This window comes from Rhodococcus sp. WS3 (genome assembly GCF_003797085.1).
Lineage (GTDB): Bacteria > Actinomycetota > Actinomycetes > Mycobacteriales > Mycobacteriaceae > Rhodococcus_F > Rhodococcus_F globerula.
This window is the reverse complement of record NZ_RKMA01000002.1, coordinates 1310303-1330067: the sequence shown is the minus strand read 5'-3', so window position 1 is coordinate 1330067 and position 19765 is coordinate 1310303. Positions and strand designations below refer to the sequence as shown.

Sequence of the window (19765 nt, the reverse complement as noted above, 5' to 3'; positions counted from 1 at the left end):
CTCACCACCACTGTTGAGGACGACTCTGATCCCAGCGGAGCACCGACTCCAATTGCGAGGCGAGCGAAACCAGCAACGGCTCAGTGCTCTCGCTACCCATCAATTGTGCTCCGATCGGCAGTCCGGCGCTGCTGAATCCCGCGGGGATATTGATCGAGGGCCACCCGAGGACATTCCATGGCCAGGCATACGGGCACGCCGCAGTCATCACCTTGTCGGTTTCCCAGCCGCCGATACCGTCGATAGCGGTGACCGGGATCGGCGGAGTTGCCGTGGTTGGCGCAAGGACGACGTCGTACTTGTCGAAGATTGCGCCGATGCGCCTGCGCATTCTCGGCTCGGCTGCCCGAGCAGCGCGCAACGGTGCCCCGCGAAGTAGCTTGCCGCTCTGTGCATTTCCGCGGGTTCTCGGGTCTGCGAGCGCCGGGTCGGGGAGGCGACCGAGCCAATCGTGTACCCCGACGAGTGAGCGTGGCAGGAAGTTGAGGCCGAAGATCAGTCCGTAGGCGGGATCGTCCACGACGACGCGATGGCCGAGACTGCGCAGCGTGTCGGCGACGGAATATACAGCCCTTCGCACTTCGGGATCGAGTGTGACCGGTGTAGCGGTGAACGGATTACGCAGGGAGAGAGCAATGTTCAGCCTTCCGGGATCGCGGCCGACCGCGTCGCTGACCGTGAGTGGCGTCGGCGTGTGTAGGTCGCCGTCATGGTTTCCGGCTGCTACGTCGAGGAGAAGGGCTGCGTCGGCGACCGTGCGGGCAAGCGGTCCGTTGACGGTCAGGCCGTAGAACGCTTCGGCGTCGGGCCACGTGGAGATGCGGCCACGCTGCGGTTTGATGCCGACCAGATTGGTCCAGGCCGCCGGTATCCGGATCGACCCGGCTCCGTCGGAACCGATTCCGGCGCTGACCAATCCGGCCGCAACCGCGGCTGCGGTACCGCCGGACGAACCGCCGGGAGTGTGCTCACGTGACCATGGATTGCGGGTGTATCCGAAGGCGCTACCGCTGGTGAGCGGCCACTGGCCTAGTTCAGGGCTGTTGGTCTTTCCGACGATGACAGCGCCGGCGGCGCGTAACCGTCGAACCATCTCGGAATCTTCCGTCTTGACGGGGAAGTCGCCGGGGCAACCGAATGCGGTGGGCTCGCCGGTGATGTCGACATCGTCCTTGACCGCGATGGGTACGCCCAGGAGCGGGAGTCGCTCGCCGCGGGCAAGCCGGCGGTCTGCGTCGGCGGCTTCCTCGAGTGCTTTCTGGCGGCGAACGATCTTGAATGCATTGAGTGTCGACTGCGCTGCGTCGATGCGGTCGAGTGTCTCGGTCGTGGCTGTTACGGACGACGTGGCGCCCGACGTCAGGCCGGCCACCTGATCGATCAAGGTAGGGGCATGGCGCAGTTCCGTATGCGGTCTCGGCGGCATTGAACTCCTCAATTCGGAACTTATCGAGCGACCGATCAGCAACGCGTTTCAGTATCGACGACGGTGGGTGGCGCGTCAAGATTCCGTCAAGACGGTTGTCCGCTGTGTAAACGGATCGTCAGAGAGCGTCAAAGCCGACATTTTCAGGTCGAAGCTGGGAGAGCGCTCCTGGTGCGTCATGGCTGCGATGAACTGCAGCACGGTTTTTGATGTCGAAGAGGGAAGCTCATGGCCGACTTGGCCTACGTTGCTCTGATTCTTGGTGGTTTTCTCGTGTGCGCACTGGTTCTTCGCGCCTTACAAGCGAGCGCTCCCAAATGACGGTCGCCGGTATTGTCAGCGTCGTGCTGATTGCCGTGGCCGCGGCCTTGGTTGTTTATCTCCTTGTTGCGCTCGTAGATCCTGAGAGGTTCTGATGTCGCCCGCTCTGGCAGCCGGACTGCAGATTGCGTTTGTTCTGATTGTGTTGGCGATCGCGTACGTTCCGGTCGGCGATTACATGGCTCGGGTGTACACCTCGACCCGTGATCTGCGGGTGGAGAGCGTCATCTACCGCGTCGGCCGGATCGATTCACGGGCTGAGCAGACGTGGTACGGCTACGCCGCCAGTGTGCTGGGATTCTCGCTCGCGAGTGCGTTGCTGCTCTACTTCCTTCAGCGGATACAAGGTGTATTGCCGCTCAGTGACGGGCTGTCAGGGGTGAGCCCGGCGGTGGCGTTCAATACGGCGATTTCCTTTGTGGCCAATACGAACTGGCAGTCATACACTCCGGAAACGACGATGAGCAATGTCGTTCAGCCGTTGGGTTTGGCTGTTCAGAACTTCGTATCGGCAGCTGTGGGTATGGCGGTGGCGATTGCGCTCGTTCGCGGCTTCGTCCGAGTAGCGAGGGGCGGTGAGATCGGGAACTTCTGGGTAGACCTCACACGAGGATGCCTTCGTATCCTGTTGCCGTTCTCGTTTGTGATCGCACTGATCCTGTTGAGTCAGGGCGTGATTCAATCGTTCCACAGCGGATTTGCGTCGACGGGTCTCGACGGAAATGCCGTCACCAATGCGCTTGCGCCGGTGGCGTCGCAGGAAGCGATCAAGGAACTCGGAACCAATGGCGGCGGAATCCTTGCTGCCAACTCCGCCCATCCGTTCGAGAATCCGACGCCGCTCAGCAACATCGTCGAAATTCTGGCGATACTGCTGATTCCGGTCTGTCTGACAAGGACTTTCGGAACGATGGTCAGTGACCGCCGTCAAGGGCTGACGCTGCTCGCTGTGATGGGTCTGTTGTGGAGCGGATTGCTGGCCGTCACATTGGCCGCTGAATCCGGTGCTCGCGGTGTCGCCGCAACCGCAGCAGGTTCGATGATGGAAGGTAAGGAAGTCCGCTTCGGGATTCCCGGATCGGCATTGTTCGCGGTGAGCACCACCGGAACATCCACCGGCGCAGTCAACTCCGCACACGACAGTATGTCTCCCTTGGGCGGCGGTGCGGTCCTACTCAACATGCTGCTCGGGGAAATCGCTCCCGGCGGGGTCGGAACCGGTCTGTACGGCATCTTGGTCCTCGCGCTGATCGCGGTGTTTGTCGGCGGACTCCTGGTTGGCCGCACTCCCGAGTACCTCGGTAAGAAACTCGGCCGACGTGAAATCACCCTGGCAGCGCTCTCGATTCTGGTGATGCCTGCGCTGGTGTTGATCGGCACCGGCATCACAGTGATTCTCGGGTCGACCTTGGGATATCAAGGAAACGGCGGAGATCCGGGTTCGCCGGGGTCCATCCACGGCTTCAGTGAAGTGCTGTACGCCTTCGCGTCGGCGTCGAACAACAACGGCAGCGCATTCGGCGGTTTGACCGTCACGAGCGACTGGTTCCAGTCCTCGCTCGGTATCGCCATGCTGTTCGGCCGCTTCCTGCCCATCATCTTTGTGCTCGCATTGGCCGGATCATTGGCGTCGCAGAAGAAGGTGGCGCCCACCGTCGGTACCCTGCCCACGTCGGGGCCGATGTTCACCGGACTCCTCACCGGCACCGTTGTGTTGGTTGCCGCACTCACATTCTTCCCGGCCCTCGCACTGGGCCCTATCGCGGAGGCGCTCCAATGACCATGAATACCGAAGCGACCCTCAATACCGAAGAAAAACCTGTGGCGGTGGACAGCGTCGACGGCGCCGTCCATTCCCACCACGTCAAGGCCGGCGCGTTCAACCCGCGGCAGATGATCACTGCACTACCGGGCGCCGTACGCAAGCTCGACCCGCGGCATCTCGCCCGCAATCCGGTGATGTTCGTAGTGTTTGTCGGCTCCGTCATCACGACGGTCATGGCGATTGCCGAACCGTCCGTCTTCTCTTGGGTGATCACACTGTGGCTCTGGTTCACGGTGATCTTTGCCAACCTCGCCGAATCCGTGGCCGAGGGGCGCGGTAAGGCGCAGGCCGCCAGTCTGCGAAAGGTGAAGCAGGACACCACTGCCCATCGCATCACGCAGAGTGGTGCCACCGAGATGGTGTCCGGTACCGACCTCGTTGTCGGCGATCGGGTGATCGTGGTGGCGGGTGAGGTCATACCGGGCGACGGCGATGTCGTCGAAGGTATCGCTTCAGTCGACGAGTCCGCCATCACCGGCGAATCCGCACCGGTGGTCCGCGAATCGGGTGGTGACCGGTGCGCCGTCACCGGTGGTACGACGGTACTCTCCGACCGCATCGTCGTGGAGATCACGGCGGCACCCGGCCAGTCGTTTGTGGACCGGATGATTGCGTTGGTCGAGGGCGCTTCGCGTCAGAAGACACCGAACGAGATTGCGCTCAACATCCTGCTTGCGTCGCTCACGGTGATCTTCCTGCTCGCGGTCGTTGCAATCGGTCCGATGGGGTTGTACGCCGGCCACGAGCAGGATCCGATCAAATTGATCGCCCTTCTGGTGTGCCTGATCCCGACTACGATCGGCGCACTGCTGTCCGCGATTGGCATCGCCGGGATGGACCGTCTGGTGCAACGCAACGTGCTTGCGATGTCGGGACGCGCCGTCGAAGCTGCCGGGGATATCGACACACTGTTGATGGACAAGACCGGAACCATCACGTTCGGTAATCGCCGGGCCACGGCGCTGCATCCCGCTCCGGGTGTCTCGGCGCTCGAACTTGCTGCCGCAGCGCGGTTGTCGAGCCTTGCGGACGGAACTCCCGAGGGACGCAGCATTGTCGAACTGTGCGCCGCACAGTTCGGCCTGGGAACCGAACCGACAGCGGACGAGAACCGGGCAGAGTTCGTTCCGTTCACAGCGCAGACGCGTATGAGTGGACTGGACCTGCCTGGTCGCGAGATCCGCAAAGGGGCGGCCGATGCCGTCCTGGGCTGGATTGCGCGAAACGGCGGAACAGTCGATGTTGCCGTCACCGATTCCGTGGGCGAGATAGCCCAGGCGGGCGGTACACCACTTGTTGTGGCTGTGGCAGAGGGTGAGAAAGCGTCGGTTCTGGGCGTCATCGCACTCTCGGACGTCGTCAAGCCCGGTATGGCAGAGCGGTTTGCGGAACTGCGCGCCATGGGAATCCGCACGATCATGATCACCGGAGACAATCCGTTGACCGCCAAGGCCATTGCGGACGAAGCTGGTGTGGACGACTTCATGGCGGAAGCAACGCCGGAAGACAAGCTTGCCCTGATCCGAAAGGAACAGGAGGGTGGTCGCCTCGTGGCGATGACCGGCGACGGTACCAATGACGCTCCCGCACTGGCGCAATCGGACGTCGGCGTCGCGATGAACACCGGTACCTCGGCGGCCAAAGAGGCCGGGAACATGGTGGATCTTGATTCCGATCCCACCAAGTTGATCGAGATCGTCGAGATCGGCAAGCAGTTGCTCATCACTCGCGGCGCGTTGACCACGTTCTCGCTGGCAAACGACCTCGCGAAGTACTTTGCGATTCTGCCGGCGCTGTTCAGTGGTATCTACCCGCAGTTGGATGCGCTGAACATCATGCGACTGGCCACTCCCGAGTCGGCAATCGTCTCGGCCGTGATCTTCAATGCGCTCGTCATCATCGCGCTGATTCCACTGTCCCTGAAGGGCGTTCGATACCGGCCGTCGACGGCGTCGGCGCTGCTCGGCCGAAATCTGCTGGTGTACGGACTCGGCGGTGTGATCACGCCGTTCGTCGGTATCTGGCTGATCGATCTTGTTGTTCGTTTGATTCCCGGGATTGGGTGACCTGTCATGCGTTTCACTATCGGTTTTGCCAAACAGGTGTGGGCGGGCCTTCTGGTGCTGCTGTCGCTCACCGTGATTCTCGGCGTGATCTATCCCGCCGCGGTCTGGGGAGTCGGCCGGATCAGTTCCGGTTCCGCTGAAGGATCACCAGTGACCGATGCGGCCGGGTGCGTAGTCGGAAGTGCTTGGGTAGGCGTCGATCCGCAGGTGCCGGAGGGAGCGCGCGACCCGTTCTTCCACAACCGGGTTGTGGGTTCGGTTGCGGACGAGGACCCCTTTGCAACGGGTGATCCCGCCGCTGCGTTGCCCTTGAACCAGGGGCCTAGCAGTGGGATTCTTGCCGACTTCATCGCCGAGCGTCGGGCCGCCATCGCGGATCGCGAGGGTGTAGACCCGTCGTCCGTCCCCGTTGACGCCGTCACCGGTTCGGGCTCGGGCATCGATCCGCACATCAGCCCGGCTTACGCGCTGCTGCAGGTGCCCCGGGTTGCCTCGACCAACGGGATATCCGAAGACGCGGTACGGGAATTGGTGAGCGAGCACACCGACGGGCGGCAGTTGGGCTTCCTCGGTGAGGAGCGCGTCAACGTCCTCGAACTGAATCTTGCTCTCGGATTGACGGCGCCTACGTGTGCCACGTCGACTGCTGGTGGATGATTGTCACGTGAGTTCTTCTGAGAAGGTCGGTACGCGCAAACGAGGTGAACTGCGCATCTACCTCGGCGCAGCGCCAGGCGTCGGAAAGACCTTTGCGATGCTCGGTGAGGCTCATCGCCGCCGGGCCCGTGGAACTGATGTGGTCGCGGCCGTTGTGGAATCACACGGCCGCGCCCGCACCGCCGAGCAGATCGGCGACCTCGAGATCATCGCGCCCAAGCTGGTCGAATATCGGGGCACACGGATGCCGGAACTTGATGTCGAGGCGGTGCTCGCTCGTCGCCCCGCCTTGGTGTTGGTGGACGAATTGGCGCACACCAATACACCGGGAAGTAAGAACCACAAGCGGTGGCAGGACGTGCAGGAGTTGTTGGACGCCGGAATCGACGTCCTCTCGACCGTCAACGTGCAACACCTCGAAAGCCTCAACGACGTAGTCGCGCACATCACGGGGGTCACACAGCAGGAAACGGTTCCGGATGAAATTGTGCGCGGTGCGGCGCAGGTCGAGTTGGTCGACATCACTCCGGAAGCATTGCGACGCAGACTGTCCCACGGAAACGTCTATGCCCCCGAACGAGTCGACGCGGCCCTCGGAAACTACTTCCGGCGCGGAAACCTCACCGCGCTACGCGAGTTGGCGCTTCTGTGGGTAGCCGATCAGGTGGACGCGGCGCTGGCGAAGTACCGGGCCGAGAACAAGATCACCGACACCTGGGAAGCGCGCGAGCGCGTTGTCGTTGCGGTGACCGGGGGACCGGAGTCGGAAACCCTGGTACGACGCGCTTCCCGGATCGCCTCCAAGTCGAGTGCCGAACTCATGGTGGTGCACGTCGTTCGCGGCGACGGCCTCACCGGTGTCTCGGCACCGGAGATGGGAAAGGTGCGCGCACTGGCAACCGGGGTGGGCGCAACTCTGCACACCGTGGTCGGCGACGACGTACCGTCGACGCTCCTCGAGTTCGCGCGTGAGGAGAACGCCACGCAGTTGGTCTTGGGGACGTCGCGGCGGTCGCGGTTGGCCCGAATTCTCGACGAGGGGATCGGCGCGGCGGTCGTTCAGCAGTCCGGCGGCATCGACGTGCATATGGTCACCCACGAGGAAGCGACCGTCCGCCGTCGGATCTCGTTGTTCGGCCGATCCGAGCGCCGCTTGCTGTCGTGGATTGCGGCAGTGGTGGTTCCGACGGCCGCAGCCGGACTCATGGGTCTGATCGACCGGATCTCCGGTGTGCAGGGCGAAAACGCGTTGTTCTTCGTGGTGGTGGTTCTGGTCGCGCTACTCGGTGGTGTTGGGCCGGCCATGGTGTCTGCTCTGATATCGGGACTACTGCTCAATTACTTCTTCACCGACCCCAAATACAGCTTCACGATTGCCGAACCCGACAACTTCATCACGACGGTCGTTCTGCTGATAGTGGCTGTGGCAGTGGCTGTTCTGGTGGATGCGGCCGCCAAAAAAGCGCGGGAAGCGAAGCGCGCTTCGGAGGAAGCGGAACTTCTGACACTGTTTGCGGGGTCGGTTCTCCGCGGCGCTGACCTGTCCACGCTGCTCGAGAAAGCTCGCGAAATCTACCGTCAACGTGGGGTTTCGGTGGTGCATCATGAGGACGGCGTAGTCGCTGCGGTGGGCGCCGAACCGCCGGCACGTGAGGCTGACGCGGATACCGTGTGCGAGGTCAATGAAGGCGAATACGCGCTACTGCTATCGGGGCCGGAGCTGAGTGCGCGTGATCGACGGGTGCTGACCGTTGTCGCGCACCAGGCGGTCGGCATGATCCGTCAGGACAAACTCACGGTCGAAGCGAGCAAAGCGGCAGCACTGACCGAGGCCGATCAACTGCGCCGAGCGTTGCTTTCGGCTGTGAGCCATGACCTTCGGACACCTCTTGCCGGCGTCAAGGCTGCTGTGTCGAGCTTGCGCAGCGACGACATCGAGTTCTCACCCGAAGACACGGCAGAACTACTGGCCACCATCGAGGAGTCTGCGGATCAGTTGACCGCTCTGGTCGGCAACCTGCTTGATTCGTCCAGACTGGCTGCGGGAGTGGTCAAGCCGACGTTGCGGGCGGTATATCTCGACGAAGTTGTTCACCGGGCGCTGCTCGGATTGGGCATCGGCGGCAGGTCGGACTCCCGGTCCCACAGTGTGATCGTCGACGTGGGTACTGTCGCCGTGCAAGCCGATCAGGGTTTGCTCGAGAGAGTGATCGCCAACCTCGTCGACAACGCTTTGCGGTACGGCGGCAGAACTCCGGTGCGGGTGGGAGCAGCACGCGTCGGAGACCGTACCGTCATCACCGTCGCAGATACCGGCCCCGGTGTACCGCGCGGCGAAGCCGAATCGATGTTCCAGCCGTTTCAGCGAATGGGGGATCGCGACAACACGGGCGGCGTCGGGCTCGGACTGTCCGTGGTTCGCGGATTTGTCGACGCGATGGGCGGAACGGTCAGTGCCACCGACACTCCGGGCGGTGGGTTGACGATGATGGTCGAACTGGCCGGTGCAGGAACGAATGGAAGCGAGTCATGAGCCGGATACTGGTTGTCGACGACGAACCGCAGATCTTGCGGGCACTACGCATCAACCTCACTGTGCGTGGATACGACGTGGTGACGGCGTCCACCGGAGCAGGGGCGCTGCGGGCCGCAGCGGAACGGCCGCCGGACGTGGTGATTCTCGACCTCGGTCTGCCGGACATGGACGGCACCGAAGTGCTTGCCGGACTGCGTGGCTGGTGTACCGCACCGGTCATCGTGTTGTCGGCACGCACCGACTCGGCAGACAAGGTCGAAGCGTTGGACGCCGGTGCGGACGATTACGTCACCAAGCCGTTCGGGATGGACGAATTCCTGGCGAGAGTGCGCGCGGCAGCGCGACGAGGAGTATCGGCAACCGACACGTCGGAACCGTCGGTGGAGACGGCCTCGTTCACCGTCGATTTGTCGGCGAAGACGGTCAGTCGGCGCGGCGAGCAGGTACATCTGACGCCCACCGAGTGGGGAATGCTCGAGATGCTGGTGCGCAACCGCGGAAAATTGGTCGGGCAGAAGGAACTTCTCCGTGAGGTGTGGGGACCGGCCTACGACACCGAGACCCACTACCTGCGGGTATATCTGGCTCAACTGCGTCGCAAACTCGAAGACGACCCGGCTCACCCCAAGCACCTGATCACGGAAGCGGGGATGGGTTACCGCTTCGTGGTGTGAGAGCTCGGTGGTGTGAGAATTCGGGTGGTGTCGGCTCAGGGGTGCGTGACGATCAGGAGTGGACACAACGCCCGGTGTAAGAGATTTCGACTTGTCGACCCCAGCAACATGGACTTGAAACCGCCGCGTCCCCGTCGGCCGACAACAACCAATTGCGCAGACTTCGACTCGGTGATCAGTTCTTGAGCAGGGTTGTCGTGCACCACAACTCGACGAACGACGACGTCGGGATACTGGTCCTTCCATCCGGCAAGCCGTTCGGCGAGAACTGCGTGCTCGGCAATAGCGACGGCATCCCAGTCGAGAGACTCGCCGTCGGGATCGGTGCGGAATGCTGTGGACAGGTGAGAATCGCTCCAAGCGTGGACGGCAACAAGTTCGACGCCGTGCAGCGACGCCGTTTCGAAGGCTTGGGCCAGTGCAGGTTCGCTGTGTTCGCTGCCGTCGACGCCGACAACAACGGGACGGCCTCGCGCCGGTTCGTCCTCCGAAGGTAGTTCTCGGATCACAGCCACCGGACACCGGGCATGCAGGACAATCGCTGTACTGACAGAACCGAGAATCCCGTCAGCCCAACGGCCGAGGCCACGCGAGCCTACGACCAGCATTGCGGAGTCCGCTGATTGTTCGAGCAGAATGTCGACCGGGTGACCGAAACCGAGGTGCTCGGTGACAACCGGGCCGTCACCTGTTGCAGGCAGCGCCGCCGCTCGGCCACGGGACAGTCTGAGTTTTCCTTCCCGGCGCTTCGCGGCAAACTGCGGCGCAGCGAGAGTGAAAGCGTTTCCGTACGTGCTCGGTTCGCCGCGGATCGCGGCAACAATATGAAGAGGCCGCCGGCGGAGAACTGCCTCGTGCGACGCCCAGCGAACCGCGTCCAACGAGCGCGTCGAACCGTCCACTCCCACGACAATTGGTGCATTCATGCTCGTCCTCCTGAGTCGACAAGTTGAGGCAGTAAGACGGCAGCGCCGGTAATTCGGTCCTCGGCCAGGTCGACCAAGGCCCGATTCGCATCGGCTAGCGGATACGTGTTGGCGGTGATTTCGAGGTGGTGCTCGCCGGCAAACGCGAGGAACTCCCGAGCATCGCGCCGTGTGTTTGCGGTGACCGAACGAATTTCGCGCTCGTAGAACAAGTGGTGCCGATAGTTCAGGCTCGGTATGTCGGAGAGGTGTATCCCGGCGATCGACAGGATTCCGCCACGGTTCAACGCGGTGAGTGCAGTCGGAACCAGATCTCCGGCGGGAGCAAAGAGGATGGCTGAATCCAGCGGAGTGGGTGGACGGTCGCGGCTACCCTGCACCGAGGCCGCGCCGAGCTGCGAGGCCAGTTCGCGCGCCGATTCGCTGCGCGTCATGACGTGGACTTCTGCGCCCCGCGCAATCGCGACTTGCGCGGCAATGTGTGCGCTCCCGCCAAATCCGTAAATTCCCAGTCGCCCACCATCGGGGACCTCGGCGCGCTGAAGTGCCCGAAATCCGATGATGCCGGCGCACAGCAGCAGTGCGGTTTCGGCATCGCTGTACCCATCCGGCAAGCGCAACGCGAATTCGGCTGTCGCCACGGCATATTCGGCGTAGCCGCCGTCGATGTCCCAGCCCGTGTACGTGGAGTTCGGGCACAGGTTCTCCCGCCCGCGCAAGCAGTACTCGCACTCGCCGCACGTGGAATGCAGCCACGGAATTCCGACGCGATCGCCAGGGGAGAAGTCCTCGACCGCCGTACCGACCTCTTCGACCACACCGACAATTTCGTGGCCGGGAACCACGTTTGCGCGATGTACGGGCAGTTCGCCTTCGGCAATATGCAGGTCGGTTCGACACACTCCGCAGGCGAGAACCCGGACCAGTAATTCGCCCGAGGTAGGCACCGGCCGCGATTGCTGAACCTCGACCAATGGGTGCGTTCGGACCGGCCCAGGCTGGTGTACCTGCCACGAGGCCATTGGCGTCGAAGTTCCGGGGATGTCGTTCACCACTTAATCGTGCGCCTCAGCGCTTCCCCGTGGAAGAGGGCGAAGTGTGTCGGTGGCCTGTGCGAACATCTGTTCGTGTCGATGTCGTCAGATGCTCGCGGCGATCACCGGTCCGGTGGCGCCACGATCCTGCATGCCGATCTCGACTCGTTCTACGCCTCCGTCGAACAGCGAGACGATCCTGGTTTGATCGGGCGACCCGTCATCGTGGGCGGGGGTGTGGTGCTGGCGGCCAGCTACGAGGCCAAAGCGTTCGGGGTCCGGACCGCAATGAGTGGTGGTCAGGCGCGTACGTTGTGTCCGCAGGCAATTGTCGTTCCGCCGCGCATGGACGCGTACTCACAGGCGAGCAAGGACGTATTCGAGGTCTTTCATGACACATCGCCGCTGGTAGAGGGGATCTCGATCGACGAAGCCTTCCTGGAAGTCGGTGGACTGGCACGCATTGTCGGCACGCCACTGCAGATCGGCGCCAACCTCAGACGAGACGTGGCCGAGCAGGTTGGCCTCCCCATCACCGTCGGCATTGCCCGCACGAAGTTCCTGGCCAAGGTCGCCAGTGCCTATGCCAAACCCGACGGATTGCTGCTGGTGCCACCGGACGGTGAGCGTGAATTCCTGCATCCGCTGCCCGTGGAAAGGCTGTGGGGCGTCGGCAAGATCACGGCGCAGAAGCTGCGGAATTTCGACATCGCGACGGTGGGGGACATCGCGCGGCATGACGAGTCGTCCATCGTGTCGATTCTGGGTCGCGGCGCCGGCCGACACCTTTACGCGCTCTCGCACAACCGGGATCCGCGGCCGGTGCGTGCGTACGGCGGCCGAAGCTCGATGGGCGCTCAGCACGCATTAGGTCGAGGTGTGCACTCACGATCCGAACTCGAGGTGTCGTTGATGTCGCTGGTCGATCGGGTGTCGCGGCGCATGCGCTCCGCGCAACAAACCGGCCGCACCGTCACACTCCGGCTCCGTTTCGGCGATTTCACGCGGGCAACCCGTTCCCACACGCTGCGCCGTTCGACGGCGGAAACCACAGATCTGTTGAATGCGGCGATGGCGCTGCTGAGTGAAGCGGCGCCACTGATCGCCGACAAAGGCATCACGCTGATCGGTGTTGCCGTATCCAATCTGGACCGAAGCGGCGCGGAGCAATTGGAACTGTCCTTCGACGGCGGGCCGGATACCGCTGCCCTCGACTCCGCGATGGACAGTGTGCGGAAGAAGTTCGGCTCGGGGGCGCTCACGCGGGCAGTGCTCATCGGCCGCGATCCCGACGTTTCGGTGCCGCTGCTCCCGGACTAGCCGCTCGCTCAGCAGCGTCAGGACGTCAGCCGAATTGTTTCGTGCGTAGCGCTTGCGAGATCAGAAGTTGTGGCCTCGATCAATTGACGAGAAAGGTCGGCCAAAGCGCGTGCGACCGCAAGTTCGTCACCGATCTCGGGTACGTCTCGGTCGGCGGGATTGCAGCGCGCGAAACCAGCTCCTGCGAAGTGCGTGTCTTCCTGCGCCCGCAGTCGGGCAATCGCGCGAGTTCGGTTTGCCGTGTCGGATGTGTGTTCGTCGATGGTGATATCCACCGACCAGTGCTTTTCGTTCATGATGTGACCCCCTTCGGCGTACGTTCCATTGTCCTCGGTCGAGTGACGCGTGCGATAGGGCTGAAGGACGGTCTTCGATTGCTGCGTGGGTGGGCGTCGCAGCGCGCATGATTACTTGGCCGCCGAACAACCCCATGACGAGGAGTCACCATGAAGTCCTTCCGAAGTGCTGTCGAAGCGCGCGATACCGACGCCATGGAGGCGCTGCTCGCCGACAACGTGGTCTTCACCAGTCCTGTTGCCTTCATGCCGTATCCCGGCAAGGCGATCACGGCGTCGATCCTGCGCGGTGTGATGCGGGTGTTCGAGGATTTCCGGTATGTGCGCGAGATCGAGTCGGCAGACGGTCGCGATCATGCCTTGGTCTTCGAGGCAACAGTGGACGGCAAGCTCGTAAACGGTTGCGACTTTCTGCATTTCGACGACGACGGGCTGATCGACGAGTTCACGGTGATGGTCCGGCCGCTGTCGGGTGCCAATGCTCTTGCTGCCGCCATGGGTGAGCAGTTTCCGCGTATTCGGGAAGAGGCGATGAATGAGCTGAAGTGAGCACGGTTTGTGTGTAGTGAGCAGCTGTTTCGGCCTGCTGGAGTGCGTGTTCACTGCACAGAAACCATGTTCGCTTACCGCGTCGACGCCAAAGGGGTTGTGTGAGACTCGTCGTAGCACTAAGTTGAGCCACATCGAGTTACAGGCACTGTGAGGAGACACCGATGGCCAGGTCGACATCGATCACCATGGACCAGTCGTACCGCGAGTTGCTGGCGACGCTGTCCGACGGCTCGGTGCACAGGAGGTTCGACCCCTATCTCGACATCGATTGGGACGCACCGGAATACGCGATCGATCCCGACGACCCCCGGTGGGTGCTGTCGTCGATATCCGATCCGCTCGGTGCCACGAGTTGGTATCAGGAGCAGTCCCTCGGGCGTCGCATCGCGATGGGGAAATGGCGCCAGGCCAATGTCACCAAGGTGGGTTCGGCGTTCGAGAGCATCCTGATTCGCGGAATGATGGACTACATCATGGCGCTGCCGAACCAATCCCCGGAGTTTCGGTACTGCCTGCACGAGATGACCGAAGAGTGCAATCACATTCAGATGTTCCAGGAATTCGTCAATCGGGTTGGCGTCGACGTTCCGGGGATGCGCCCGCTGTTTCGCCGAATGTCTCCGTATGTCGGCTTGCTGGGCGCTAGGTTCCCGGTCATCTTCTTCATCGGCATCCTGGCCGGTGAGGAACCGATCGATCACTTCCAGAAGGATCTCATCCGCGAAGGCAAGGACACCGTCCCGGTGATGTTGCGCACCATGGAGATTCACATCGCGGAAGAGGCCAGGCACATTTCCTTCGCGCATGATTTCCTGCGCACGCATGTTCCGAGACTGAGTCCATTCGGCCGTGCGATGACGTCTGTCGCCTTCCCCGGCGCGATGCGTTGGCTGTCGGGCGAAATCATGGCACCGCCGAAGGAGTTTGCGGAAAAGTTCGACATCCCCGACTCGGTGATCCGGGAAGCATTTTGGGACAGTCCTACCTCGCGCCGAATCCTGGGTAACTACTTCGGTGAAATGCGCGCATTGGCAGACGAGTTGGGGCTGATGAATCCCGTCTCGCGGCGGGCTTGGAAGAAGTTCGGAATCGCCGGCGACAGGGCCCGGTATCGCGGTGAACCGCGACGCTGGACAAGGTCCCGTCGCTAGCGGTCGTATAAACCGTCGGTGCCGCGTGGGACACTTGTTCGGTGAGGTTGTATCGAGACACGGCGGTGGTGCTGCGCCTGCATAAGCTGGGCGAAGCCGACCACATCGTCACGTTGCTCACCCGTCAATTCGGGTTGGTGCGTGCCGTGGCCAAGGGTGTCCGCAGAACTACCTCCAAGTTCGGTGCGCGACTCGAACCGTTTGCGCATGTCGACGTCCAACTCCTGCCGGGTAAAAATCTGGACATCATCACGCAGGTCCAGACGGTGGACGCCTTTGCCACCGACATCGTCGACGATTACAGCCGGTACACCACGGCCTGCGCGGTACTCGAAACCGCGGAACGACTGGCCGGCGAAGAACGTGCACCGGCGCCGCAACTTCAGCGGCTCACTGTCGGCGCCCTGCGGGCTATCGCCGAGCAGGGCCGTCCCGTCGAATTTGTTCTCGACGCTTTTCTTCTCCGGGCCATGGGTTACGCGGGTTGGGCGCCCGCACTCGGGGAATGTGCCAAGTGTTCGTCTCCCGGCCCGCACCGCGCTTTCCACGTCGCGGCCGGCGGGGCGGTCTGTACGTACTGTCGCCCACCCGGATCTGCGACTCCGTCGCCCGGTGTCCTTGATCTGATGGAAGCGTTGCTGCGGGGGGAGTGGGAAGGTACCGACGTGGCGCCGACCTCACTACGCACTCAGGCAAGTGGCCTGGTCGCAGCGCATTTGCAGTGGCATCTGGAGCGGCAATTGCGCACGCTACCGCTCATCGAACGGTCAAGGCCGCATGCGGCGGTCGAGGGCGCTGCGGCGGTGGGGCAGGATGGAACGCGTGATTCGACGACGCGAACCGCGCACCCCGCTTGATTCTGCTGCAGATCGGGTGATCCGGCCACCGGACCCACACCCGTCCGGAGCAAAACCGCCGATCCTGCAAACCGAATTGATCCCGCGCCATGTTGCGCTGGTGATGGACGGCAACGGACGCTGGGCTCAGGAGCGCGGTTTGCCGCGCACAGCTGGTCACGAGCGCGGCGAAGCCGTACTGATGGACACGGTGTGCGGGTGCATCGAGATGGGCGTCGAGTGGCTTTCCGCGTACGCCTTCTCCACGGAGAACTGGAAGCGCAGCCCCGACGAGGTGCGTTTCCTCATGGGCTTCAACCGTGACGTGATTCGTCGTCGACGCGACGAGATGAACGAGATGGGCGTGCGTGTTCGCTGGGCGGGCCGGAAGCCACGATTGTGGGCGAGTGTCATCAAGGAACTCGAGATCGCCGAAGAGCTCACCAAGAACAACACGGTGATGAACCTGACGATGTGCGTCAACTACGGTGGGCGCGCCGAAATTGCCGACGCGGTCAAGGAAATCGCCAAGCGGGTGGCTGCCGGCGAGATCAATCCAGACAAGATCACCGAGGCCACCGTTGCCAAGTACCTCGACGAACCCGACATGCCGGACGTCGACCTGTTCCTGCGCCCGTCAGGGGAGCAGCGTACGTCCAACTTCTTGATCTGGCAGTCCGCGTACGCCGAAATGGTGTACCAGGAGAAGCTGTTTCCCGATTTCGATCGTCGCGACCTGTGGGCCGCGTGTGTCGAATATGCCTCACGTGACCGCCGATTTGGTGGAGTGAAATGACAGGTGAAAATATGACCGAGACCGACAACGCCGCGCGACTGCAAGAGCGTGCCGCCGAAGCGCTGGCACATTTTGTGACCGTCGACGTGGCCGACGACGGTTCACTGGGTTTCCAGTATGCCGGCGCATTGTGCTCGGTTCAGGCGATGAACCTCTCCGAAGGCCTCGACGTACTGTCGATGACGTGTGTGCTGGCGTGGGACCGTCCGGTCAGCGCCGCGCTGCACCGCAAGGTAGCCGAGCGCAACCGCACCATCCAGTTCGGATCCATCGCGGTGTTCGGGCACGGCAGTCTCGCAGATGTCATTCTGCGGTACACGTTCCCGGCAGCGGGACTGGAAGACGAAGCGCTCACCACGATGCTGCTCCTGGCGCTCACGGGAGCCGATACGGCTCGACAGGGCCTACTTCCCTAAATCTGAACGCACCGATTCTTCGAGGAGTAGTCCATGGCGCTCGAGATCCACAAGGCCTGCGAAGTCACCGACGAGCTGGTTGAAGCCTGCGCGAGACTCATTCCGCAGCTGTCGAAGTCGGCGCCACCAGTCACCGCGGCGTCGCTCGAGAAGGTTGTGGCCTGCCCCACGAACACACTTTTCGTGGCCAGGCTCGACGGTCGTATCGTCGGAACGCTGACCCTGGTCGTCTTTCCGACCCCGACCGGCTACCGCGCCTGGATCGAGGACGTTGTGGTCGACGGGGCGGCTCAAGGCCGACAGGTCGGATCCGCGCTGACCACAGCAGCCCTCGCTCGCGCCGAGGAGCTCGGCGCCCGCACTGTGGATCTGACCTCGAGGAGCTCGCGGGTAGCCGCGAATCAGCTCTACCGGAAACTCGGTTTCGAGCCGCGCGAATCCAATCTGCTTCGGTTTTCGCTGGCTGATTAAGTCGCGGCCGCGCAATCGCGGCAGGTACCAAAAATTTCGACTGTGTGACTGACGTCGGTGAATCCGTTGTCGTCGGCGATGGTCTGTGACCACTGCTCGACCATCGCGCCTTCCACCTCCACGGTGTATCCGCAATTTCGGCACACGAGGTGGTGATGGTGGCCGGAAGAGCAACGGCGATAGACGGATTCACCGGTGTCGGTGCGCAGGACGTCGATGGTTCCGGCGTCGGCGAGGGTCTGCAGGGTTCGGTAGACGGTGGTCAGGCCGATGGCTTCACCACGCTTGCGCAGTTCGTCGTGCAGCTCTTGCGCCGACTTGAACTCGCCGATGTCGTCGAGCAGTGCGGAGATCGCGCTGCGCTGTTTGGTCGATCGAATGCCGACAGTGGCGCTGCGCTTGAATGCAGACTGACCGGTGGTGTTCATGTTGGTGGTGATCATCCTTCTTCTGCGTGGGCGACAGCGTCCACGACTATGTGGGCCAGATGGTCGTCGGCCAGTCGATAGAGAACTTCGCGTCCGTGGCGTTCGCCACGCACGACGCCCGCAGCCTTCAGGACACGAAGGTGCTGGCTGATGAGCGGTTGGGTGACGCCGAGGGCGCCGACAAGTTCGTGGACGCACCGCTGCGACTGGTGGAGTTGGAGCACGATCGCGATGCGGACAGGTGCGGCGAGCGCTCGCAGGATCTCACCGGCAGCAGCCAGAGTTTCCTTGGGTGGAACCACGGCTGGTGGGACGGGTTCGAACGGGTCATGTGTGTGATCGAGCGCGTCGTGATCATGGTGGTTGTGGAGATCGCCGGTATCCGCAATGCTCACAGCGAGGCTCCTTCGAGGGATGTGTCACAACGTTCCTGCGTAGCCATAAGACCACACTATTGCAAATCACATTCATTTTGATATGCACAAGTACGCATGTCAACCGTGGCGCGAAGTCCACTTCCGGGGCCGGTTAGTCTGGACATGCAAAAAGCGCAGGAAAACCGTGCATCTATTACCCAGATGGAGAGCAATCCAGTGGCACCCAAGTCCAAGATCGAAGCCGTCGTCAATCTCGCCAAGCGGCGAGGCCTGGTCTACCCGTGCGGTGAGATCTACGGAGGCACCAAGTCCGCATGGGACTACGGCCCATTGGGTGTCGAGCTCAAGGAGAACATCAAGCGTCAGTGGTGGCGGAACATGGTCACCAGCCGCGAGGACGTTGTCGGCCTCGACTCCTCGGTGATTTTGCCCCGCGAGGTGTGGGTTGCATCCGGACACGTCGGCGTCTTCAACGACCCGCTGGTCGAGTGCCTCAACTGTCACAAGCGTCACCGTCAGGATCACCTGCAGGAGGCGTACGCGGAGAAGAAGAAGCTCGACAACCCGGACGACGTCACGATGGACCTCATCGGGTGCCCCGACTGCGGCACCGTCGGCCAGTGGACCGAACCGCGCGACTTCAACATGATGCTCAAGACGTACCTCGGCCCCGTCGAGAGCGAAGAGGGCATGCACTACCTGCGTCCCGAAACCGCGCAGGGCATCTTCGTGAACTTCGCCAACGTGCTGACCACGTCGCGTAAGAAGCCGCCGTTCGGCATCGGCCAGATCGGCAAGAGCTTCCGCAACGAGATCACCCCAGGCAACTTCATCTTCCGCACCCGCGAGTTCGAGCAGATGGAGATGGAATTCTTCGTCAAGCCCGGCGAGGACGACGCATGGCACAAGTACTGGATCGACTACCGCATGGACTGGTACACCGGCCTCGGTATCAACAAGGACAACCTGCGCCTGTACGAGCACGCGAAGGAAAAGCTCTCGCACTACTCCAAGGGCACCACGGACATCGAGTACCGCTTCCACTTCCAGGGCAGCGAATGGGGTGAGCTCGAGGGCATCGCGAACCGCACCGACTTCGACCTCTCGACGCACTCCAAGCACTCGGGCACCGAGCTGAACTACTTCGACCAGACAACCGGCGAGCGCTACACGCCGTACGTCATCGAGCCGGCAGCCGGCCTCACCCGGTCACTCATGGCCTTCCTCGTCGACGCCTACACCGAGGACGAAGCCCCCAACGCCAAGGGTGGCGTCGACAAGCGCACGGTGCTGCGCCTGGATCGTCGTCTCGCTCCGGTCAAGGCCGCTGTCCTGCCGCTCTCGCGCAATGCGGATCTCACGCCAAAGGCAAAAGATCTTGCAGCGCAACTGCGTCAGAACTGGAACGTCGAATTCGACGACGCCGGCGCCATCGGCCGCCGCTACCGTCGTCAGGACGAGATCGGCACCCCGTTCTGCATCACGGTCGACTTCGACACCCTCGAAGACCAGGCAGTCACCGTTCGCGAGCGTGACTCCATGGCTCAGGAACGCGTCGCACTCGATCAGGTCGAGAGCTACCTTGCGACGCGACTGATCGGTTCTTAAGCCGAATCCGTCTCGGGCGGCCTTCCTCGATAACGGGGGAGGCCGCCCG

The 19765-nt window shown here is 62.6% G+C and carries 20 protein-coding genes; 14 read left to right on the top strand and 6 right to left on the bottom strand.

The window, feature by feature from the left end; translation table 11 throughout:
* Nucleotide 1 precedes the first annotated feature (1 nt).
* The gene (locus tag EEB13_RS20200; RefSeq protein ID WP_141486121.1) at nt 2-1426 is read right to left on the bottom strand and encodes an amidase; all 1425 of its coding nucleotides are present in this window, start codon (nt 1424-1426) and stop codon (nt 2-4) included.
* A 317-nt stretch (nt 1427-1743) separates the two neighbouring features.
* Here EEB13_RS20200 and kdpF point away from each other — a divergent pair, with 317 nt between their 5' ends.
* From kdpF to EEB13_RS20170, 6 genes are all read left to right on the top strand, one after another.
* Nucleotides 1744-1842, top strand: coding sequence for a K(+)-transporting ATPase subunit F (gene kdpF, locus EEB13_RS20195; RefSeq protein WP_116102890.1), 99 nt, complete (start codon nt 1744-1746; stop codon nt 1840-1842).
* Complete coding sequence (gene kdpA / locus EEB13_RS20190) at nt 1842-3527, top strand: potassium-transporting ATPase subunit KdpA (protein ID WP_045066999.1); 1686 nt, start codon at nt 1842-1844, stop codon at nt 3525-3527. The genes kdpF and kdpA overlap by 1 nt, the downstream gene beginning before the upstream one ends.
* A 113-nt stretch (nt 3528-3640) precedes the next feature.
* A complete protein-coding gene (kdpB, locus tag EEB13_RS20185) occupies nt 3641-5638 on the top strand; it encodes a potassium-transporting ATPase subunit KdpB (protein WP_233363546.1) in 1998 nt (665 codons plus the stop codon).
* Between the two features lie 6 nt (nt 5639-5644).
* A complete protein-coding gene (locus EEB13_RS20180) occupies nt 5645-6295 on the top strand; it encodes a potassium-transporting ATPase subunit C (protein ID WP_141486120.1) in 651 nt (216 codons plus the stop codon).
* A 7-nt stretch (nt 6296-6302) separates the two neighbouring features.
* Nucleotides 6303-8828, top strand: coding sequence for a sensor histidine kinase (locus tag EEB13_RS20175; RefSeq protein WP_045067002.1), 2526 nt, complete (start codon nt 6303-6305; stop codon nt 8826-8828).
* On the top strand, nt 8825-9505 hold the full coding sequence (locus EEB13_RS20170; RefSeq protein WP_033233006.1) for a response regulator: 681 nt from the start codon (nt 8825-8827) through the stop codon (nt 9503-9505). The genes EEB13_RS20175 and EEB13_RS20170 overlap by 4 nt, the downstream gene beginning before the upstream one ends.
* A 35-nt stretch (nt 9506-9540) precedes the next feature.
* On the opposite strand, the gene EEB13_RS20165 is transcribed toward EEB13_RS20170, so the two are convergent.
* Nucleotides 9541-10431 carry a universal stress protein gene (locus EEB13_RS20165; protein WP_045067003.1) on the bottom strand — a complete coding sequence of 297 codons (891 nt, stop codon included), beginning with the start codon at nt 10429-10431 and terminating at the stop codon, nt 9541-9543.
* Nucleotides 10428-11453: a zinc-dependent alcohol dehydrogenase family protein gene (locus tag EEB13_RS20160; protein ID WP_141486210.1), complete on the bottom strand. Its 1026-nt coding sequence runs from the start codon at nt 11451-11453 to the stop codon at nt 10428-10430. The genes EEB13_RS20165 and EEB13_RS20160 overlap by 4 nt, the downstream gene beginning before the upstream one ends.
* A 111-nt stretch (nt 11454-11564) precedes the next feature.
* On the opposite strand from EEB13_RS20160, the gene dinB reads away from it, so the two are divergent.
* Complete coding sequence (gene dinB, locus EEB13_RS20155; RefSeq protein WP_141486209.1) at nt 11565-12785, top strand: DNA polymerase IV; 1221 nt, start codon at nt 11565-11567, stop codon at nt 12783-12785.
* Between the two features lie 17 nt (nt 12786-12802).
* On the opposite strand, the gene EEB13_RS20150 is transcribed toward dinB, so the two are convergent.
* On the bottom strand, nt 12803-13081 hold the full coding sequence (locus EEB13_RS20150) for a DUF1876 domain-containing protein (protein WP_092808655.1): 279 nt from the start codon (nt 13079-13081) through the stop codon (nt 12803-12805).
* Between the two features lie 150 nt (nt 13082-13231).
* Between EEB13_RS20150 and EEB13_RS20145 the strand changes: the two genes are divergently transcribed.
* The 6 genes from EEB13_RS20145 to EEB13_RS20120 all read left to right on the top strand — a co-directional run bounded on the left by EEB13_RS20145 (nt 13232) and on the right by EEB13_RS20120 (nt 17303).
* Nucleotides 13232-13630, top strand: a complete 399-nt coding sequence (locus EEB13_RS20145) for a nuclear transport factor 2 family protein (RefSeq protein WP_033233015.1) — start codon at nt 13232-13234, stop codon at nt 13628-13630.
* A gap of 164 nt (nt 13631-13794) precedes the next feature.
* Nucleotides 13795-14784, top strand: coding sequence for an AurF N-oxygenase family protein (locus EEB13_RS20140; RefSeq protein WP_141486119.1), 990 nt, complete (start codon nt 13795-13797; stop codon nt 14782-14784).
* Nucleotides 14785-14825: 41 nt separating this feature from the next.
* Complete coding sequence (gene recO / locus EEB13_RS20135; protein WP_033233019.1) at nt 14826-15641, top strand: DNA repair protein RecO; 816 nt, start codon at nt 14826-14828, stop codon at nt 15639-15641.
* Complete coding sequence (locus EEB13_RS20130) at nt 15598-16416, top strand: isoprenyl transferase (RefSeq protein ID WP_092808653.1); 819 nt, start codon at nt 15598-15600, stop codon at nt 16414-16416. Before recO ends, EEB13_RS20130 begins: the two co-directional genes overlap by 44 nt.
* On the top strand, nt 16413-16832 hold the full coding sequence (locus EEB13_RS20125; protein ID WP_106939767.1) for a YbjN domain-containing protein: 420 nt from the start codon (nt 16413-16415) through the stop codon (nt 16830-16832). The genes EEB13_RS20130 and EEB13_RS20125 overlap by 4 nt, the downstream gene beginning before the upstream one ends.
* 33 nt (nt 16833-16865) lie before the next feature.
* On the top strand, nt 16866-17303 hold the full coding sequence (locus EEB13_RS20120) for a GNAT family N-acetyltransferase (protein ID WP_092808651.1): 438 nt from the start codon (nt 16866-16868) through the stop codon (nt 17301-17303).
* Here EEB13_RS20120 and EEB13_RS20115 read toward each other — a convergent pair.
* Both EEB13_RS20115 and EEB13_RS20110 read right to left on the bottom strand, forming a co-directional pair.
* Nucleotides 17300-17746, bottom strand: coding sequence for a Fur family transcriptional regulator (locus EEB13_RS20115; RefSeq protein ID WP_230590059.1), 447 nt, complete (start codon nt 17744-17746; stop codon nt 17300-17302). The two genes, EEB13_RS20120 and EEB13_RS20115, sit on opposite strands and share 4 nt — an antisense overlap.
* A complete protein-coding gene (locus EEB13_RS20110; RefSeq protein ID WP_033233027.1) occupies nt 17743-18126 on the bottom strand; it encodes an ArsR/SmtB family transcription factor in 384 nt (127 codons plus the stop codon). The genes EEB13_RS20115 and EEB13_RS20110 overlap by 4 nt, the downstream gene beginning before the upstream one ends.
* A gap of 198 nt (nt 18127-18324) precedes the next feature.
* On the opposite strand from EEB13_RS20110, the gene EEB13_RS20105 reads away from it, so the two are divergent.
* Nucleotides 18325-19716 carry a glycine--tRNA ligase gene (locus EEB13_RS20105; RefSeq protein ID WP_033233186.1) on the top strand — a complete coding sequence of 464 codons (1392 nt, stop codon included), beginning with the start codon at nt 18325-18327 and terminating at the stop codon, nt 19714-19716.
* The last annotated feature ends 49 nt before the right edge of the window (nt 19717-19765 follow it).

Excerpts from the sequence above, each read along its gene's own strand:
- dinB (WP_141486209.1), top strand. The coding sequence starts at position 11,565 with ATGTCGTCAGATGCTCGCGGCGATCACCGGTCCGGTGGCGCCACGATC.
- EEB13_RS20180 (WP_141486120.1), top strand. The coding sequence starts at position 5,645 with ATGCGTTTCACTATCGGTTTTGCCAAACAGGTGTGGGCGGGCCTTCTG.
- EEB13_RS20120 (WP_092808651.1), top strand. The coding sequence starts at position 16,866 with ATGGCGCTCGAGATCCACAAGGCCTGCGAAGTCACCGACGAGCTGGTT.
- EEB13_RS20130 (WP_092808653.1), top strand. The coding sequence starts at position 15,598 with ATGGAACGCGTGATTCGACGACGCGAACCGCGCACCCCGCTTGATTCT.
- kdpB (WP_233363546.1), top strand. The coding sequence starts at position 3,641 with ATGATCACTGCACTACCGGGCGCCGTACGCAAGCTCGACCCGCGGCAT.
- EEB13_RS20150 (WP_092808655.1), bottom strand. The coding sequence starts at position 13,081 with ATGAACGAAAAGCACTGGTCGGTGGATATCACCATCGACGAACACACA.
- EEB13_RS20170 (WP_033233006.1), top strand. The coding sequence starts at position 8,825 with ATGAGCCGGATACTGGTTGTCGACGACGAACCGCAGATCTTGCGGGCA.
- EEB13_RS20140 (WP_141486119.1), top strand. The coding sequence starts at position 13,795 with ATGGCCAGGTCGACATCGATCACCATGGACCAGTCGTACCGCGAGTTG.
- EEB13_RS20115 (WP_230590059.1), bottom strand. The coding sequence starts at position 17,746 with ATGATCACCACCAACATGAACACCACCGGTCAGTCTGCATTCAAGCGC.
- kdpA (WP_045066999.1), top strand. The coding sequence starts at position 1,842 with ATGTCGCCCGCTCTGGCAGCCGGACTGCAGATTGCGTTTGTTCTGATT.
- EEB13_RS20125 (WP_106939767.1), top strand. The coding sequence starts at position 16,413 with ATGACAGGTGAAAATATGACCGAGACCGACAACGCCGCGCGACTGCAA.
- EEB13_RS20200 (WP_141486121.1), bottom strand. The coding sequence starts at position 1,426 with ATGCCGCCGAGACCGCATACGGAACTGCGCCATGCCCCTACCTTGATC.
- EEB13_RS20165 (WP_045067003.1), bottom strand. The coding sequence starts at position 10,431 with ATGAATGCACCAATTGTCGTGGGAGTGGACGGTTCGACGCGCTCGTTG.
- kdpF (WP_116102890.1), top strand. The coding sequence starts at position 1,744 with ATGACGGTCGCCGGTATTGTCAGCGTCGTGCTGATTGCCGTGGCCGCG.
- EEB13_RS20160 (WP_141486210.1), bottom strand. The coding sequence starts at position 11,453 with ATGGCCTCGTGGCAGGTACACCAGCCTGGGCCGGTCCGAACGCACCCA.
- EEB13_RS20145 (WP_033233015.1), top strand. The coding sequence starts at position 13,232 with ATGAAGTCCTTCCGAAGTGCTGTCGAAGCGCGCGATACCGACGCCATG.